This window comes from Tellurirhabdus bombi (assembly GCF_021484805.1).
GTDB lineage: Bacteria > Bacteroidota > Bacteroidia > Cytophagales > Spirosomataceae > Tellurirhabdus > Tellurirhabdus bombi.
Window position 1 is genome coordinate 1,890,896 of record NZ_CP090557.1, and the last position, 18,725, is coordinate 1,909,620.

Here is an 18,725-nt window from a genome sequence, read left to right on the forward strand (position 1 = left end):
TGGATTTGAAAGGCTTACCAACCCTCATTCTGAATCAGATTCAGGTTTTTCGTTGTTTCCTCGTAGGGTAAAGGCATTTGATAGAGTTTTGGCTGAAACGAGATGGTGGTCACCTGCTGCCGGGTATAGGTGAAGGTGCCATTGGCATTTCTGATAATGCTGACGCCGAACAGAGGCGTGTTCAGGGCGGTCTCCGCGATTTTCCAGCGACGAACATCCCAGAAGCGATGCTCCTCAAAAGCCAGCTCAATCCGTCGCTCGTTCCGGATAAAATTCCGCAGCTCGGCCTGCGTAATACCCGATTTAATGCCGTACCGGTTATTTGTACCGGCCTTGATACCAGCGCGTTTCCGAATGTCGAGCAGAGGTTTTACGGCGTCTTCCGTACGGCCCAGTTCGTTCAGTGCTTCGGCATAATTGAGCAGAATCTCGGCATACCGGAAGAAAATGAAGTTATGGCTCTGGTTAGTATACGTTGTGTTATTGGAAAAATCGGCCATGAACTTGCGCAGGTAGTAGCCCGTCTTGGTCTGCACCACATTGCCACCGGGCCGGTCCCGTCCGCCTTCAAACGTTTCTACGGCCCGCTGCAACCAGCGTTTGCCATTGTAAAAAACAGTAGCGTCCAGCCGTGGGTCGCGCCCGACATAAGGCGTTTGCGCATTGTACCCGGAAGCTGGATCGGAAATAGGCAGGCCGTTATCCATCGGAAACGCCTCAACCAGGTTCTGGGTCGGACTCGTCAGCCCCTGGCTGGCCGTTGGGGTGCCGTAGCCAACGGGTGCGTTGTTGCTTTCGATGCTCGTATTGTTACCCGACTGTTTGGCCAGAATAACCTCCGTATTCTTCTTGGTAATGAAGATGTTGTTGAATGTGGGCTGTAGCGCGTAGTAGTTCAGCTTGATAAGCTCGTCGGCAGCGTCCAGGGCTTTTTGCCAGCGGGAAGGGTCAGCCGTGGGATAACCGCTGAGCGCTTTCTTCGACGCATCGGTGCTGATGCCACCGCCGTTAAACAAGGGACTAGCTGCGTAAAGTAAAGTTCTGCCTTTGAGCGCAATAGCTGCCCCGCGCGGAATCCGGCCCCATTCGCCGTCCGAAATTGGCTCTTTCCGCAGGTTATCTTTGATGGCGTCGCACTCAGCCACAATGTAGTTAACGCACTCCTCGAACGTATTCCGTGGCACCGACAGGTCATCGTCAATCGTAAAAATCCGGTCGCCAATCAGCGGAACGCCGCCGTACCGTTTCACCAGCTCAAAATAAAGCAGGGCGCGGATAAACCGGGCTTCCATTTTCCAGGTCGTGATGCTTTGCGGCGTGGCAGGTACTTTTTCGATATTAGCCAGGAAAATATTGGCCCGACGAATACCGGCGTAACTGTTCCCCCAGTACGGGTCTGGATTGTTCAGGACGTTGATAAACCCGTTGGTATAATAGCTGACAACCCGGTTGTTCCGGGACGGCATGGCGTCGTCGGTAGCCGCGTCGAGGAAATCGCCGGGATTGGAGCCGATCCGGTTAAATCCGTTTGGAACAAAGTTGTACAGATCGTTGAGGAAAAAGATCGCTACAGTCGCATTTCTATCCATTTCGTCCCATACCAGATCGTCCTTAATCCAGTCTCTGGGTTCGGTTTCTATCCGAGTACAGGCCGACCAGGCAAGCGATAAAATCAAGGCCATCAGGCCCGTACGTATCGTTGTGTACATAGTTTAAGAGGTAGGGTAGGTTAAAGTTTCAGATTGACGCCGAAGTTGAACAGCCGTTGGATTGGGTACGCGCCGTTATACGCTTCCGGGTCGATTCGCTTTTCTTGGTTAAACGTCAGCAGGTTGGTGCCGCTAGCAAATAGCCGAACGGACTGAAGCCGTACCCGGTTGATAACCCGCACCGGAATTGTATAGCCCAATTCCAGGTTTTTAACCCGCAGGTAATCGCCCGAGCGCGCCCAGAATGAGGACATTTCCATGTTGTTGACGTTGTTGCCAACGTTCAGTCGTGGATACGAAGCCGTGGTGTTCGTCGGTGTCCAGCGGTCTAGGTGCTGCTCAAAAGCAGGGCCAAAGCCGTTGTTCTGGAAAGCCCATTCGCTATTGCCCTGGAGGTAGATGTTTTGGTTAAGAGCGCCTTGCAGCAGTACCGAAAGGTCAAACGAATGCCAGCGCAGACCCATATTCAGGCCGAACGGAATCAGCGGTTTCTGGTTGCCAATTGGTGCTTCGTCGAACTGATTAATGATGCCGTCGCCGTTGAGATCCCGGTATTTGATATCGCCGGGTTGGGGCGTATAACCAATGATGGTAGCGCTCCGCCCAATTTCGTCCGCCGACTGGAAAAGCCCCTCGGCAACATAGCCAAAACGCTGGTTAACCATCTGGCCGGTGCGCGTCATCCAGGGGTACATCCGAAATACTTCGTCGGAGTAAAGCACTTTAGAATCCTGAATTCCAACATTGGCCGCTACGAAATAACTAAAGCCCGGTTTATCCTGCTGCCAGCTCAACTGGAAGTCCCAGCCCATGTACCGGTTCTGACCGATGTTTTCGCTCGGATAGGTGTTGCCCAGAATGGTCGTATTCCGACCGCGTTGCATCAACAGATCGTAATACTTCATGTTGTAGTATTCCAGCGTAAAGCCTAGACGATTGTTCAAAACGGCACCCTGAAGGCCCAGATTAAGTTTATTCGCTTTTTCCCACGTCAGGTTTCGGTTAGCGATGGGCTGTTCAGTAATGGCTGTGTTGGAGCCTGCACCCGTTCCGAAAAAGACGCTGGGGCTGTCAAAGTAGCGCTGGATATACGTGAAATAACCCGGATTGTCGTTCCCCGTTTTACCCACTGATCCGAACAATTTAAGGTAAGAAAGCCAAGAATAGGACTTCAGAAAATCTTCGCGGGAAATATTCCAGGCCAGTCCCAGCGCAGGGAAAACACCGTATTTAGTCCGGCCACCTTCGGGATAGCGGTTGGACCCATTGATGCCGACCGCTGCTTCCACGACGTATTTTTCCTGGTAGTTGTAAGACGCGCGCCCGGATGCGCCGGTGATGGTATAGGGGAGATCGGAATCAGCAACGGTATTATCGCGGTTGCCGAGAACAATCGCGTTGAAACCGTGCGCCCCGATGGTACGGTCGTAGCCCAGGGCTAGCTCCATGTAGTCGGCCCGCGATTGATAGACAATGCCGTTGCCGTTGGCCTGATCGCCGTTCGTGCCAAATTGCTGATAAGTTTCCTGGCCAGTTGCCGATAGATTACGCTGAAAAACGGCGAAGCTTTTGTTCCGGTTGATGTTCTCCGAAAGTGTTGCGTAATAGGAGCCGGTGGCTCTAACCCACAATCCGGGCGTCAGTTCATCCAGGGTGCGTTTCAGGTAGAAATCGGCGAGCATGTCCCGCTTGTAGTTCTGGCGGTAGCCCGACCCAATGGTTTGCGCCCAGATGTTGTTCTGAAACTGCTGACTGCCCCCAAAGCTGCCGTTGGGGTTGTAAACCGGGTAGGCGTTGCTCGGCGTATTGAGCAGGGAGGCCAGAATGGAACCGGTTCCCGCAGCCGCTCCGGCGTCGTTGGCGCTCAGGATACGGCCCAGCAGGTGAATTCCGCCCGACAGCTTCGAATTAAGCTGAAGGTCAACGTTCGACCGGATGGTATAACTTTTGAAATCGTTGTTGGTATTGTATTTATTGATGTTGCTTTCGCGCAGTAAACCCGTTTGGTTAATGTGCTCAACAGCAACGAAATACTTGGAAAAGTTATTTCCACCGCTCGCGCTGAAGGTATACCGGTCGAAGCGGGAAGAAGGTTTCAAAACCTGCTTGCGCCAATCCACATCCGGGTAGCGATACGGATCTGAGCCACTTTGATACCCTTGCAAATCTGTTTCCGAATAAACTGGAGGAAGGCCGTCGTTTACCAGCGCTTCGTTGTAAAGTCTGGCGTAGTTGTATGAATTAAGCGCCTTAGGCTGTCTCAGCGGTTGCTGGATGGCACTTTGAGCCGTAAACGAAATGCGAGGCTGACTGGGTGATCCTTTACGCGTTGTCACCAGGAGAACGCCGTTGGACGACCGTACACCCAGCATGGCTGTAGAGACTGCATCTTTCAGGATGGTTACCGACTCAATTTCTTCCAAATCAAAAACCGTTAGGTTCCGGGGAATACCGTCGATAATGACCAACGGGGCCTGGCCACGCAGAAATGTAGTTGGGCCATCGACGCCGGGCTGTCCGGAGGCCTGCGTTGTGAAAAAGCCCGCCAATCGACCGGGTAAGGCGTTGACAAACGAGGCAACGGGCATTTTTTTGAGGTCGTTATTATAAACCGCCTGCGTAGACGCCGCCGTCAAATCGCTCCGAACGGAGGTATTGTTTAGGAGGCGAACCGGTTTCAGCCGGACAATAGAGGGGTGTTTGCTGCTCAACACGACCACCGGGCGCTCTTGATTGGAGGCGATATAATCCTGAAGCTTCGAGCCGAAGGCACTCAACTGAACAACATCGCCTTTGCTGGTAGCCAGCGTAAGTAGTCCCGAAGCGTCCGAAACGGCCTCTTTGGAGGTGGTTAGGTTAACGGCCTTAACGCCTGCTATGGGCTCTTCGTTTTCATCAAGCAGCAGGATTTGAGGCTTACTCGTTTCCGTGGCTTCCTGTTGCTGGGTCGACTGGGCAGAAATAGACACCACAGCGGCCGGACTGAGTAAGCCGACAATACCCAGAAGAAAACCCTGAAAAATTTTCTTTGGTAATGATTCGTTCATAATAAATTGAGTTAAGGGTCAACGATTTATTCAAGGGAAAGAGAGGCTCCATGCCCAGTCTGGCAAAAACAGACGAGAATGGAGCCGTCGAAATTATTTTCCGGTCTGACGAGTACCAGTCGCACTGGCAGCAGTCTCTTTGCGATGGAACTGAACCCATTCGAGCGAAAACAGGTGCTCGTTCGGTTTTTCAGGCTTGACAAATACAAAATAGAGGTCATGTTTGCCGCCCGGATCTTGAATAGGGGCCGTCTGTTCCTGGTACGTGTTCCAGTCGCCGGTGGCCTTGTAAGGCAGGGTGCTAATTACCGGTCCCTGTGGCGAATCCAAGTGCACTTCGAGGGCGGCATCGCGGTCTTTTGATGAATAGCGGTAAGTCAGCTGATCGATGTTTTTCAGATCAATCTGTTTGAGCACGAAGTAAGATTGCGCGTGGATGTTACCCAGTCGTTTACCTTGCTTGGTGATGTTATGCAGGCCGTCAACATCGCTGCCCTGCACGCGGGCTGGACGCAGAATCAGTACATCACTTTTGGTCAATGGGGTAATGGCCCCGCCTTTGTCGGTGTAGGAGGCCGTCAGTACGTAGCGGCCCACCTGCTCTTTTCCTACGTGCTCTTTCAGCGCCGCAATTCCCTGCTGGGGCAGGCGATTTTCGGTAGGCTGATCGGCCAGCGAGAGCACATATTTGATCATTTCCGTGGCATCCTCACGCGAAAGCTGCGGGTGGGCGCTCATGGAGTGTTCGCCCCAAACGCCACCGCCACCGATGATTACTTTGTTGGCGAGTTTGGCCAGCGCCGTTTTATCGTCCCGGTAACGCTTGGCCACCTCGGTAAACGAAGGCCCAACCGACGGAGCTGCAACCTGGTGGCAGGCTTTGCAATCCGAACTGGCAATCAGCGATTTACCCAAGTTGAACGAAGCGGAAAGCTGCTGGTGACCCATTTGCGGGCCGTTATCGGCCAGTTTGGGAATGTAGTTCAGCGCCACTTTAACCGCTTTCGGGTTAATCACCTTGTCTTCGTTGTCTTTAACGCTAACGGCGTATTTCAGCGACCCGGATTCAGCCGCGAAAAAGGAGCTGTTGTTGGGCGTTTTAATCGCCACTTGCGGCATCGTATTGCCAACCCGAACGGTTACAAAGCTTGATGCTGATTTGCCATCCGGATCGATGACCTTCAGCGAGACTTTATAAACGCCATTTTTACGGAACGTATACGTTGGATTCGCTTCTGTCGAGCCAACCTTTCCACCTTCAAAACGCCACTCGTAGCGGAGTTTATCCGTTTTGTCGAAGTCATAGCTAGTATTGGTGAAGGCAACTTTCAAGGGAGCCAGACCAATCGTATCCTTGGCCGACAACTGAGCAATAGGCGCGCGGTTACCATCGTTGAACTCGATCTTCACCAGTCGGGCATCTTCGTTGTCAATGCCATACACAGAACCGTATTCAAGCATGTAGATCGCCCCATCAGGACCAATTTCCATGTCGGTCGGACGGCGGAAATCACCCTGCGTAGGCATGAAGCGCTCCATGTAGCTGAAATTCTGATTTTCGTCCAGCCGCACCGCAAAGACCCAGTTCCGCATCCAGTCATAGACGAACAATGCCTTGTCGTAGTAAGCAGGCAGTTTCACCGACGATTTCAGATTGGGGTCAAAATGGTACATCGGGCCACCCATTGCGCAACGCCCACCAACGCCCAGTTGCGGAAACTCCGCAGACTGGTTGTATGGATACCAGATCATGGCTTTTTCGGCAGGAGGGAGGTTTTTGATACCCGTGTTGTTCGGTGAGTTATTAACGGGGGCTTTTGCATCGAAAAGCTCACCGATGGCTTTGCTGGCGAAATTGTACTGGTGATACGGCTTGTTGTCGCCGACAAAATAAGGCCAACCAAAATTTCCGGCTTTTCGGGCCTGGTTGAACTCATCATATCCGCGTGGTCCCTGCGGACCGTCGGTTCCAGAATCGGGTCCTACTTCGCCCCAATAGACATACGATGTAACCGGATCGACGGAAATGCGGTACGGGTTCCGGCATCCCATCACGTAAATTTCCGGGCGAGTGCCAGCGGTGCCTTTCGGGAAAAGATTGCCCTCCGGAATGGTATACGAGCCATCGGCTTCGGGATGTATGCGCAGAATTTTACCCCGCAGATCGTTCGGATTTCCGGCTGACCGCTGTGCATCGAAAGTAATTCGGCCCTCGCGACTGTCGAGCGGCGCGAAGCCCTTCGACTCGAAAGGAACGGTATTATCCCCCGAAGAAATAAATAGATTGCCGTGTTTGTCCCAGGCCAGGGACCCGCCGGTGTGTGCACTGACTTCCAGATCGATGGGGAATTCGATGATGGGTTTTTCGGAAGCTGCATCCAGCGTACCGTCGCTGTTCATTTTGAAGCGGGCGATTCGCTGGCGAGTGTGTTCGCCATCCTGGATGGTATAGAAGAAATAGAGGAACTGATTCTGGCTAAAATTTGGGTCGATGGTCATGCCGAGCAGACCGTTCAGGTATTTATCAACTGCTTTAGCCGGGAAGTCATACAGCAGTTTGGTCTTCTTCTGAACCGGATCGTACATGTAGAATTTCCCCGCTCGTTCGGTGAAAAATACCCGGCCATCGGGAGCTATGGCTAGCTCCATTGGTTCGTTGAGGTCGTTGGCCAGCACCGTCTTGGTAAACCGGTTTTCTTCCGGTCTGTTAGTTGTATCTGCCCGGTTGTAAGCGGTTACCGCCAAAGGTCGGCGTGAGCTAAACTCACTGGCTGGTAGAACGCCAATTCCGAGCAGAGCACCCAGAAAAGAGGCATACTTAGAAAACGATAAGAGCATAGAAGTTAGGCAATAAGCATCAACGTTTAGGAAAGAAACTACTGGTTAGTAAGCCAGCAGTTTCTCCGAAATTGGTTATTAAAGAATCATTCAAATATTGTGATTGTAAAGATTATTATTCGAATAATGCAAATGTAAAGAACAAGGGTTCGTCATATAGGGGGTTTTTTCGTCAAATAAAGGGGGGCTTTTCATTATTTTGCTTTGTAAAAGCTCCCTTTTTACCAGTCAGAGAAAGGAATAGGAGAGAAAGCCGTAAAAAGCTGTAATTCTTAGGAGGCAATGATTAGCTCAGTTTAGGAATAAATGAATAATTCCAGGTTGTAATTGAGCTAATTTGATATGATTTGCAGGGAGCTTAAGCTAATTATAGAAGAGGGCCGCTTACTAATAATGTATAAAACAGAGGAAATAGGTTGTGTTTAATCTAGAAAAAGACGCTGAATTAGTTGTTTGTTTTGCCTAATGCGATTTTTTAAATGTATGATTTAAATGGCATGCGTCCGTGTATTGGATAACCTGCTTTGGAATCGTGCTGTACTGACTTTGCTTAAAATAAATGCGGATAAATATCGCTTTGAATACGTTACTTAGTGAGGATTTGTCGTACAGCGAAAGCCTGGCTATAAACTAGTTTTGGTGTGGGTTGGTCCAACTAGTACAAACAAAGTATCAACCGGATGCCTGGCAGACGATCAAAAAGGAAACGAGCAGGAGCCACTATGCATCAAAGCCACCAGGGCTCTGGCAGCTTTGAAAGCGTTTCGCGAAGAAGAGATTAATCTTTCTTCCGAACATAAATGTTGTTGCTGATGGATTCAAGCCTGACTTCCGGGCCACCCCCGTTAACGGTTCCTTCGAGTTGGTAACCTACTATAGGCGATTTGGCTATTTTGCCTTTGAAATCAATGGCCAGATCGGAGTAGACTTCGCCCGTAATGGTTTTCATCGCCAAATTGACGCCCTTCTTACTGGCCCAGGTTAAATCGACAAAGCCACTGATGGATTTAGCATAAACGGCTCCGCTAGCCCCCTGAATATCGATGTTTCCGTTGATCGACTCCACGTTAAGCTTGGCTTGTCGGGGCAGGTACAAGACATAATTGATGTCGCTGCACATATAATGGCTTTCACCGCCTTTTTCAGTTCGCCAGGATGAGTGTTGACCGGGACAGTCTTCGGCTTTGCCTTGTTTAATTAGCTGCTGGTCGAAATCGGTTTTGACAATGATCTCGTCGGAGGTCGTCCGGGTATCTACCAACAGCGCGTCGTTCAATTTACCCCCATTGATGGTTACGGCGATCCGAACCGACACTTCGGCTTTATCCCAATAGCGAATCTGGATGCTATCGGCAAACTTCAGGTTGAGATTAACCGTCTGGTTGGCTGAAAAAGGAAGCTTTTTTTCGATGATTTTCTGCGCAAAAACAGGGGCAGTCAGGATGCAAAACAGAAGAAGGAAGGTGACTTTTTTCATGGCTTTAGGACGTTTAGCTGCTTATTTTTGCTTACGGACGTAAATGTTGCTGCTGATGGTTTTCAACTGAATATCAACGCCACCGCCATTGGTTGTCCCTTCAATATTGTGGCCGCCGCCTACTTTGGAGAGTCCATCTTTGCTGCTTTTCAGGCCCAGGTCAAAATCGGTGTACATCTCTCCGTTGATGGTGCGCAGGTGCAAATTGGTTTTAGCATTGGCGGGTAAGGTAACATCGATGGCGCTGGCGATGGTAGTCAGGGCGCTGGGTTTCTCCTGATTCAGGTTAGCAAAAACAACCTGAATTTCGCCGCTGGTGGTGTTGGCAACAACGGGGCCAGAAACGCGGTTGAGGTTGATGTTGGCGTTGTTGGTGCGTACTTCCAGATCACCATCCATGTTGCTGATGTTGATTGTCGATCCCATCCAGTTGACCTGCTGATAAAGAATGGCCACTTTGCGCGGAACTCGAATGGTGTAGTCGATGGATTTCCGGGTCGCCTTTTCAATTTTTAGTCCTCCGCTTTCCTGCGTGACAGCCAGCCCAATGCCGGAGTTATCCACGGCTGAATTGTAGATGGGCTTCAGTCCCTTGGCCCGTTCTGGCGGCGCCTCGTAGCCCGACGAAGCTCTAAACTGAACTTCATCACCGTCATACCCTTCGATTTTAATGCTGCCATCGCCCAGTTCAATGGTAATTTTCCGGTCTTTGCTGTTGGGCATTTTGACTTTATATTCTAAAGCATTTTTAGAATCTTGGGCATAGGAGCCCCAGCACCACAAAGTTGTGGCAAGCAGAAATGCAATTCTTCTCATAATGTATGTTGGGATAATGGTTAAACGAGTGTGTTAAGAAGCATTTTTATGTTTACTGTCGGACAGGTGATTAAGACCTTCTTCGGCTTTCAGGCGGACCACTTCCAGTACTTGCTGGTTCTGAACGAGTCGTTGCATCTCATCTACCGCTCGCTTCTCTTTCATAGCAACCAGCGCCTCAATGAGGGTTATCTGCACGTTAGGATCGGTCTGAATTTTAAGCGACTGAATCAGGGCTTCGCGCACACCCGGCTCATTTTCAAACCGAAGTAAGGCCTGGCAGGCGGCAAGTCGCACGTTCAGATTGTCATCAAAATTCAGTGTGTTAATTAAAAGCTGGGTAATTTCCTGATTGGCTTCGTTGAGTTCGTAACTCTGATTAACCGCCTGAATCCGTTCGCTGGCCGAAGTCGTTGCCGCTTCCTCAAAACGAAGTGCCTTTTTCATGGCGTATTCCGGCGTAATTTCCCGGACGTCATTTTCCGACGAAAAAGCGAGCTGATCGACGGGTTGACGGTTATACAGCAAGCCGCCCATAAAGCCACCAGCAATCAAGATTAAACTGGCTGCCAGACGAAGCCCCCAGCTGGTCAGGCGGCGAATCTGGGTTTGCGGCTTGGCAGTCTGATCCAGCCACTCCGCCGTCTGCGTTGATGGTTGCTCTGCCTGGGCGCTGGCAAAATACTGGAACTGCGCCGCGTGGCTTTGCAAATGACTGGGTATTACCTCCTGCTGAAAAAACGTACGGAGCTGTTTTTCTTCGTCTACGGTCGTTTCGCCTTCGTAGTATTTCTCCAGCAGTTTTTCAATATCCTGCTTCATAATTGGTTGTCTTTAAATACATTTCCCGCACCTGCTGGCGCGCTCTCGACAAAATCACCCGAATATTGTTGATCGTCAAACCCGTTACTTCCTGGATTTCTTCAAACGAATATTCTTCCACATCACGCAGGTGCAAAATCAGTTTTTGGGTTTCTGGCAACGTGTCGATAAGCCGCCGCATGACCTCCGCGCTGTCCGTGGCTTCCAGTTGCTCGTAGGGAGAGGCCCCCGTGGCCTGAAAACTTTGTATCGTTGCGTCGTCGTTCATGGTCTGGTTGGCGCCGGACTTTAGTTTGTCCAGGCACAAATTCCGGGTCATCTGCACGGCCAGGGCTTCGACACTCTGGTAGTCATCCAACTGCTGCCGTTTGGTCCAGAGCCGTAACAAGACTTCCTGCAAGGTATCCTCGGCTTCTTCGCGGTTGCGGAGAAACATTTTTGCCAGCCGAAAGAGTCGGTTCTGGACGGGGAGTACCTTTTGCTTGAAGGCTTGTAAATCCATTTCAAAGACAAAGACGAGCGAGGCAGAAAAACATTACAGCTTTACTGAAAAAAAGAAAAAAAAGTGGGTGAAACACAGCCTGAGGAGAAATTACTTGTTAGTTTGTGTCTGACTATGAGCGCAATATGATTTAGAGGGTAAAAAGAAAAGGCATAAAAAAAAGCAGAGAAGCCAATGGCCAATCTCTGCTTTCTCGTTTCTGAAAATGGAAATTATTTATGCTTTTTCGATTGTATCGTCAGCATTGCCGTCTACAGGAGCGGCTTTATCTTCAACTGCTACTTCCTCATTTTGTTCAGCAGGCGCTTCTTCAGCAGTTGCCGTATCAAAAAGTTCTGGCGCATTGGTGCGCAGAATGGAGTACCAGCTAATTAATTTCTTTACATCAGACGCGTGAACGCGATCACGGTCGTAAGCAGGAAGTACTTCTTCCAGAAAGTCAGCGAAATCGTTGTTTGACGATGTTTTCGGAGACACCGGTAACTCATCGCCATATTTCTCGTAAATCGCCTGGAAAACTACTCCTAGCGGTGCCGACTCGTTTTCGTCTTCAGTATAGATCGAAATATCTTTTAATATAGACACGCGAGCGGTCGGACCGATCAGCAATTTCTCTTTTTTATCGTCAAGCGATTCGACGACAACACCTGCCCGACTGGGCTTCAATATCCGGTATAAACCACTTTTTCCGGCGATATTTGCAATCTCTTTCAGGGACTCCATCCTACTCTGATTTAACTGGTAACGGTTGATGTTGTTTGGTTATTGCCAATTTTATTCAAAATCGAGGGGCAAATATAAAGAAATAGGAACGCGTATTGAACGGACCCGACGGATTAAAATGAAAAACCAGTCGAGGCTATACAAACCCCTTTCCGCTTAGTTGGCTTGCTTAAATTCCTGATTTAGCTCATCAATATAGGCCAGCACTTCCTCTTTTCCCCGGCCACTTACCGAAGATGAAACAAACATCTGGGGTACTTCAGACCAGGTTTGCAGCATGGTTTTGCGGTAACGGCTAACAGACTGCTGGATGGCATTAACACCGACTTTCTCCGTTTTGGTAAAAATAATAACGAACGGGATACCGTGCTCGCCCAGCCACTCCATAAAAGCCAGATCAATTTTCTGCGGTTCAATCCGACCGTCGATTAGCACAAATGTACAGACCAGGTTGGAGCGATCCATGAGGTACGAGTTAATCATCTGTTCCCATTTTTCGCGCTCCATCTTGCTGACTTTGGCAAATCCGTAGCCGGGTAAATCGACCAGATACCACTCGTTGTTGATGATAAAGTGGTTGATAAGCTGCGTTTTACCGGGCGTCTGTGAGGTTTTCGCCAGATTGTGGCGCCCCGTGAGCATGTTGATGAGCGACGACTTTCCCACGTTTGACCGTCCGATAAACGCGTATTCCGGTTTGTCGGGTTTTGGGCAAAGGGTAGGATTGGTATTGCTGATAACGAAGTCAGCTTGTTTGATTTTCATAGCGTAATTAAAACAGCGTAAAAGCAATTGTGCATTTACTGAATAAAATCTTCCCGCCGGGGCGTGAATACATCGACCAGTACGCCTGCTTCCAGCGCAACAGCACCGTGGGGCAGGTTTGGAGGAATGTGGTAGACATCTCCGGCTTTCAGCACGCGGGTTGCGCCGTCGATGGTGATTTCGAAGCGTCCGCTTTCTACGTAACTCATCTGCGTATGGTAGTGATGATGCACCGCCCCAACGCCTCCCGCTTCGAAGGCCACTTTGACCAGCATCAGGTTCGGGTCGTGGGCCATAATCTTGCGACGCACACCCGGACCCACGTCTTCCCAAGGCAATTGCGTATCCTCTATGAACAGCTTGTCCAACGTAATCATTCGAAAGGAGAGTTAGTTAAGGAATGCCGAAGTTACCAAATCACGCTGTATCTCACACCGTTTTTATTCTTTTTGTACTATCCTGACAAAGTGTTATAACTCTACAGGAGATTGACTGAAACAAAGAACTTACTCTGTTTATTTACGTTATCAAATCAATTCAAGATCCTTGTTGTCTTGCTTTAAATAGCTAACCAAGCCTGATTTAGGTGAGTGCCAACGGATTTGTTTGATAGATTTTACAAATAGAATTTTTTTAATAATATATACAGATGATTTTTCAATTATCGCCACCCGCAGCTTCTCCCGCGATACGACGGATTGCGGTAGGAGTTCTCTTTTTTCTGCAAGGTCTGAGTTTTGCCAGTTGGGCGTCCCGTATTCCGACCATTCAACAAACCTTAGGTTTATCTGATACGGCGCTGGGCGGCGTTTTGCTGGCTTTACCCGCTGGTCTGATGCTGTCGCTGCCTTTTTCGGGTTGGCTCATTGCCAAAACGGGCAGCCGCAAAGTAGCCACGGTAGCCATCGCTCTCTATGCGCTGACGCTGGTAAGCCTGGGAATGGCGCAAACGACCTTGCAGCTTGTTGGCTGTCTGTTTGTCTTCGGTTTGGCGGGAAACATGGCCAACATTTCGATTAACACACAGGCCGTAGGCGTCGAAGGGCTCTACAAACGTTCGATCATGGCTTCGTTTCATGGCCTTTGGAGCCTGGCGGGTTTCACGGGAGCCACTATTGGGGCGGCTATGATCGCTTCTGGCGTGGTACCTTATCAGCATTTTACGTTGATTTTGTTATTTGTGCTGGTCGCGCTGGCGATTAGCTCGCGGTATATTTTACCCGAAGACGCCGGCCAGAACGGCGATCAGCCGTTGTTTGCCAAACCCGATAAAGCGCTGCTGATGCTGGGTATTATCGCCTTCTGCTCGATGATCTGCGAAGGCGCCATGTTCGACTGGAGCGGGGTTTATTTTAAGAAAGTACTCCTGGCTGACCAGGCCTGGGTTGGCGCGGGCTATACGGCCTTTATGAGCACGATGGCATTGGGCCGCTTCATGGCTGACTGGTTTACCAGCCGATTTGGGCTAAAAGCTACGTTGCGCCTGAGCGGTGCCCTGATTGCAACGGGTTTGCTGATTGCTGTAGCTTTGCCCTACCTGAGCACGGCCATCTTTGGCTTTTTCCTGGTGGGCTTCGGGGTATCGTCGGTAGTGCCGTTGGTGTATAGCGCTGCTGGCAAATCAACCGTGATGTCGCCGGGGGTGGCCTTGGCTGCTGTTTCGACCATTGGCTTTCTGGGATTCCTGATCGGACCGCCGCTGATCGGTTTGGTAGCTGGTGCAACGAGCCTGCGGATTTCGTTCACCATCATTGCCGGAATGGGTCTTTGTGTTGCCTTGCTGGCCTCACGAGTTAAAGCCTAAGGTTAAAATTTCCCATTAAAATTCTGATTTCAAGGAAACAAAGTTGGAACGATGGCGTTTTATAAACTCATCCCTTATAATCAGACACACCAAATGGAATCAAGAACCACATTGGCTCAAGGCCGAGAGGCTACGTATGAGGTAAAGGAAAGCATTCGAGACATGATACGGGTGCAAAGCGCTTATCAACTTCCTGATGAAGTATTTTGGGATATCTTTAATAGGCGTGTATTGATGAATGAGCGAATTGATGTAGACGATTATGTGCTGCATTCCTACGGCATCAAGCCTTCAGGCCAGGCCTGATAATATGTACGTATAGTAATATCCGGTTGTCTTCAGAGCCAGGTTCTCCCGATTAAATTTACCTGGGAATTGTGCGTTAAAGGAATTTATTTTTCGAGATACTGCTGTAAATCACTAATTGTCCGAAGTTGAAGTTGGCGGGTTTGCTCCCGACGCATCATCAGCGCATAGGCGTTGTTGAAGCCCAAAGGAGGCAGCCACGTTAAATCATATTGTCGGGTAAACTCATTCGCTACGTACCGGTATGTCGCTTTGGCATCCGTACGTAGCGAATCTGTTATCTGGACATTGGGTTGCAGAATGACGAGCAAACCTGTACCCGTATATTCTGGATAAACATCGATAGCGCCTGTGCGAAGGGCATCAAAGCAAATTTTAGTGCCACCAAAACCGGTTTTCGTCAAGACACGAAGCGAGGTATGTCCTTCCAGCAATTGACGCATGATCTCTACCAAAATATATTGTTCCGTGAAAATCTTGGAGCCAATGGTAATACTCTCCCGGCGATCCATGACTTTAGGAGATTGATATAAGCCCGTCTTTTTAAGAAAATTTCGCGCAACAATCTCCGGTGATTGATGGAGGTAATCTGCCTGGTAGTTCAGGGCCGTCATGATCGAATCGTTTAGTCGTCCTACCAGTAAATTCAGCGTTTCAGCCAGTTCTGGATGTTTTTTCAGTACCGCTTGCCGCACCACAAAAGCCGCCTGATAGGGCGGAAATGCTTTTTTATCGTCCTCCAAAACGGTCAATTCATAGGCTTTAATGCGCCCGTCCGTAGAATAGCCACTGATCACATCAACCTGTTTGTTATAAATTGCTTCGTACATCAAATTTTGGTCGAGCAGAAGCGGAGTAATGGATAGCCCATATTTTTTCTGTAGTTCGGGATAACCATCGGCGCGACCGTAAAACTCGTGCGCAAAACCGGCGACCAGGCGCGTCTGCTCAGCTTTGGAAACCCAGTAAAAACCCGAAAGAAAAGGCGATACAAGCAGAAAAAGCAGGGCCGCCCGCCGCATCCGTATGGCAGGCAAATGCTGTAATTTAGACAGTAAAAAATCGAACAGAACGGCCAGCAAAGCCGCCGGAACGGCTCCTGCCAGAATCATCGAGGTGTTGTTAAGCGCAATACCGCCAAAAATAAATTCGCCCAGGCCACCGCCAGCGACGTAAGCGGCCAGCGTTGCCACTCCGACATTGATGACCGTCGCGGTACGGATACCGGCAAAAATAACCGGCAAAGCAAGCGGCAATTCGAGTCGGGTCAATACTTGAAAATCGGTCATGCCCATGCCCTGAGCCGCCTCTTTCAGAATAGGACTGACCTCTGTAATACCGACGTACGTATTTCTAACAATGGGCAGCAGAGCATATAAAAACAAGGCGACCAACGCGGGTCCAACGCCAATGCCCAGCACCGGAATCAGAAAACCCAGCAACGCGATGCTCGGTATCGTTTGCAGAACGCCCGTTAAGCCCAGTACCGGAGCGGCCACGCGTTTGTAGCGCGTAATCAGAATGCCAACGGGTAAGCCGATAAGCAGTGCCAGAACCAGCGACAGAAAAGTAAGGCCAATGTGCGTGAGCATCTGGGTGAGCAGTTTGTCGGATTGGTCGGCGAGGAAGCCAAAAAAATTAGTGCTTTCCAAGATGCAGGGAGGGTTTATTTATGAAGAATTGGAGTTGTTAGCCAGAAAGTCAAATTAGGTAGGCTGGCAAAGCTGGTTCATGGCGGTCCAAATGGCGGCGGGCTGAATTTGAAACTGCCGGTTATCTACTTCGAAAAAAGCTTGCTGCTGAGTTAGTTGCGTTAAAACTTCGTCCAGGCGGGTTTCGGCGGGTAGTCTGAAATTAGTTTCTATGGGCGAATTAGCTTCCAGATAAGGCACAAGATCAGTTAGTGTAAACGTGTGTAGCTGCAAAAAAAGTCGCTGTTCTTTCAGAAAATCCCGGACAAAATCGGTTTTTGGCTGAAGAAGCAACTCTTTAGGTGTTCCCAACTGGACCAATTGCCCGGCATCCATCAGGCCAATGCGGTCGCCGAGTTCAAACGCCTCCTGCACGTCGTGCGTCACCAGAACGATTGTTTTTTGCCTCAATTCATCGAGTTGCCGAAATTCCCGGCGAATGCCCGCCCGCGTGACCGGGTCGAGCGCACCCAGGGGTTCGTCCATGAGCAGAATGGCCGGCCGCGCCGCCAACGCCCGGGCCAAGCCAACGCGCTGGCGCTGGCCGCCGCTTAGGTCAGAAGGGTATCGGTGAAGCGCACTTTCCGGCAGTTTCAGCATAGTGAGTAATTCGCGGGTGCGTGCCTGAATGGCTTGGGTTTCCCAGTTTAACAAACGAGGGACGATGGCCATGTTTTCACTAACGGTATAATGCGGAAAAAGTCCCGTATCCTGAATGACATACCCAATTTGCCGCCTCAACTGGTGGATTTCCTGCTGCCGGACGTCGGTTCCATTCACGGAAATCGTGCCCGACGACGGCGAAATCAAGCCATTAATCATCTTCAGGGTAGTCGTTTTCCCGCAACCACTCGTGCCCAGCAAGACCACCGTTTCCCCGGCGTGCACCTCAAACGATACATCTCGGACGGCCTGATAGTCGCCAAAATTTCGGGATACCTGGCGGATTGAAATCATAGAAGGTAGTTTAAAAGCTGATTAATGGATTTGGCCCGCCTTACGCATTAATGCTACTACTTTCTCAATCGGCAATTGTTCGACCTGGTGCCCTTCGTTGCCTTTCATGGTTTGGGCGGCAAAGAGCGAGTTGATAATGGCTTCTTCCGTGGCTTCGATGGCCGCCATGAAAAGAGGCGACGTATTGTCATTGCGCAGCAATTTCACCTCATCGAATGAATTTTTTGTCTCGTGTGGAATGCGGTAGGCAGTTGAGACTGCAATGACGTAGTCACCGCTGCCGTTGGAAGCGATGCCGCCCGTGCGCCCCATGCCCATGAAGGCCCGTTTCGCCAGCCGTTTCAGGTTGCGGGCATCGAGGGGCGCGTCGGTCAGAACGACCATCATGCACGAACCGTCGAGTTTTTCTTTGTATGAAAATTTGCCCAGTTCTACCCCAATCGGCACACCTGCTATCTGTAAAACGCCCCCAAAATTGGTTTGTACCAATACGCCAACCGTATAGCCGCCCAGCGAAGCGGGTAATTTACGCGACGAGGTGCCAATGCCGCCTTTAAAACCGAAGCAAACCGTACCGGTGCCCGCTCCAACGTTGCCTTCTTCGACGGGGCCGGTCTTGGCCTGCTTTATCGCGTCGAGCACGTGCTGTTTCGTGACGTGGCGCCCCCGAATGTCATTCAGGCCGCCGTCGTTTGTTTCGCCGACTACGGGGTTCAGCGACCGTACCTGCGCGTTGCCGGTTTGCGAGAGCGTGTAGTCGATCACGGCGTCGGCGGCGGTCGGAACGCTAAGGGTGTTCGTCAGAATAATAGGTGTTTCGAGCGTACCCAGTTCTTCTACCTGGCTGTAGCCAGTCAATTTGCCAAAGCCGTTGCCGAGGTAAATGGCCGCCGGTGCTTTTTGCTGGAACAAATTATCGGTATGCGGCAAGATCGCAGTGACGCCCGTGCGAATATGCTGCCCCTGCTGGAGTGTTACCTGGCCTACCCGTACGCCCGGTACATCCGTGATGGCGTTGAGTGCTCCCGTGGGAATAACACCGATGCGGATGCCGTACTCACGGGGTCGCTTGGTGGACTGAGCAAGCAGGCTTTGAACACTAAGGAGGAGAACAGATAGGAAAATGTATTTCATGAAGTTGTCGGTTGATTCGCTACTGGCAAGTTAAGCACAATACCGAAAAGTAACACCTGGACAAAATAGGCATCACTTTTGAATTTATAAGGCCAAAATGCACCAAATTGCAGCCCCTGAATTTTTGTCAATAG

At 50.2% G+C, this 18,725-nt stretch carries 15 protein-coding genes; 2 read left to right on the forward strand and 13 right to left on the reverse strand.

Annotation, left to right across the window (positions count from 1 at the left end):
- Positions 1 to 14 precede the first annotated feature (14 nt).
- From L0Y31_RS08090 to L0Y31_RS08135, 10 genes are all read right to left on the reverse strand, one after another.
- A complete protein-coding gene (locus L0Y31_RS08090) occupies positions 15 to 1,709 on the reverse strand; it encodes a RagB/SusD family nutrient uptake outer membrane protein (RefSeq protein ID WP_234736613.1) in 1,695 nt (564 codons plus the stop codon).
- Positions 1,710 to 1,729: 20 nt separating this feature from the next.
- On the reverse strand, positions 1,730 to 4,756 hold the full coding sequence (locus L0Y31_RS08095) for a SusC/RagA family TonB-linked outer membrane protein (protein WP_234736614.1): 3,027 nt from the start codon (positions 4,754 to 4,756) through the stop codon (positions 1,730 to 1,732).
- Between the two features lie 93 nt (positions 4,757 to 4,849).
- Positions 4,850 to 7,594, reverse strand: coding sequence for a PQQ-dependent sugar dehydrogenase (locus tag L0Y31_RS08100; protein WP_234736615.1), 2,745 nt, complete (start codon positions 7,592 to 7,594; stop codon positions 4,850 to 4,852).
- A gap of 778 nt (positions 7,595 to 8,372) precedes the next feature.
- Positions 8,373 to 9,071 carry a DUF4097 family beta strand repeat-containing protein gene (locus L0Y31_RS08105; protein WP_234736616.1) on the reverse strand — a complete coding sequence of 233 codons (699 nt, stop codon included), beginning with the start codon at positions 9,069 to 9,071 and terminating at the stop codon, positions 8,373 to 8,375.
- Between the two features lie 21 nt (positions 9,072 to 9,092).
- A complete protein-coding gene (locus tag L0Y31_RS08110) occupies positions 9,093 to 9,887 on the reverse strand; it encodes a DUF4097 family beta strand repeat-containing protein (protein ID WP_234736617.1) in 795 nt (264 codons plus the stop codon).
- A 33-nt stretch (positions 9,888 to 9,920) separates the two neighbouring features.
- Positions 9,921 to 10,709, reverse strand: a complete 789-nt coding sequence (locus L0Y31_RS08115) for a HEAT repeat domain-containing protein (RefSeq protein ID WP_234736618.1) — start codon at positions 10,707 to 10,709, stop codon at positions 9,921 to 9,923.
- The gene (locus L0Y31_RS08120; RefSeq protein ID WP_234736619.1) at positions 10,693 to 11,211 is read right to left on the reverse strand and encodes an RNA polymerase sigma factor; all 519 of its coding nucleotides are present in this window, start codon (positions 11,209 to 11,211) and stop codon (positions 10,693 to 10,695) included. Before L0Y31_RS08120 ends, L0Y31_RS08115 begins: the two co-directional genes overlap by 17 nt.
- Positions 11,212 to 11,427: 216 nt before the next feature.
- Positions 11,428 to 11,934, reverse strand: coding sequence for a DUF5606 family protein (locus L0Y31_RS08125; RefSeq protein WP_234736620.1), 507 nt, complete (start codon positions 11,932 to 11,934; stop codon positions 11,428 to 11,430).
- A gap of 156 nt (positions 11,935 to 12,090) precedes the next feature.
- Positions 12,091 to 12,699 carry a ribosome biogenesis GTP-binding protein YihA/YsxC gene (yihA, locus tag L0Y31_RS08130; protein ID WP_234736621.1) on the reverse strand — a complete coding sequence of 203 codons (609 nt, stop codon included), beginning with the start codon at positions 12,697 to 12,699 and terminating at the stop codon, positions 12,091 to 12,093.
- 35 nt (positions 12,700 to 12,734) lie between these two features.
- Positions 12,735 to 13,076, reverse strand: a complete 342-nt coding sequence (locus L0Y31_RS08135) for a cupin domain-containing protein (protein ID WP_234736622.1) — start codon at positions 13,074 to 13,076, stop codon at positions 12,735 to 12,737.
- A 272-nt stretch (positions 13,077 to 13,348) separates the two neighbouring features.
- Between L0Y31_RS08135 and L0Y31_RS08140 the strand changes: the two genes are divergently transcribed.
- Both L0Y31_RS08140 and L0Y31_RS08145 read left to right on the forward strand, forming a co-directional pair.
- Entirely contained in the window at positions 13,349 to 14,503 is a 1,155-nt protein-coding gene (locus L0Y31_RS08140; RefSeq protein WP_234736623.1) for an MFS transporter, read from the forward strand.
- Between the two features lie 93 nt (positions 14,504 to 14,596).
- Entirely contained in the window at positions 14,597 to 14,809 is a 213-nt protein-coding gene (locus L0Y31_RS08145) for a hypothetical protein (RefSeq protein WP_234736624.1), read from the forward strand.
- 86 nt (positions 14,810 to 14,895) lie between these two features.
- Here the strand turns inward: L0Y31_RS08145 and L0Y31_RS08150 are convergent, their stop codons facing one another.
- The 3 genes from L0Y31_RS08150 to L0Y31_RS08160 form a co-directional block, all read right to left on the reverse strand.
- Entirely contained in the window at positions 14,896 to 16,401 is a 1,506-nt protein-coding gene (locus L0Y31_RS08150; RefSeq protein ID WP_234737143.1) for an ABC transporter permease/substrate-binding protein, read from the reverse strand.
- 114 nt (positions 16,402 to 16,515) lie between these two features.
- Positions 16,516 to 17,457, reverse strand: coding sequence for an ATP-binding cassette domain-containing protein (locus L0Y31_RS08155; RefSeq protein WP_234736625.1), 942 nt, complete (start codon positions 17,455 to 17,457; stop codon positions 16,516 to 16,518).
- A gap of 21 nt (positions 17,458 to 17,478) precedes the next feature.
- Entirely contained in the window at positions 17,479 to 18,591 is a 1,113-nt protein-coding gene (locus L0Y31_RS08160) for a DmpA family aminopeptidase (protein ID WP_234736626.1), read from the reverse strand.
- Positions 18,592 to 18,725 lie beyond the last annotated feature (134 nt).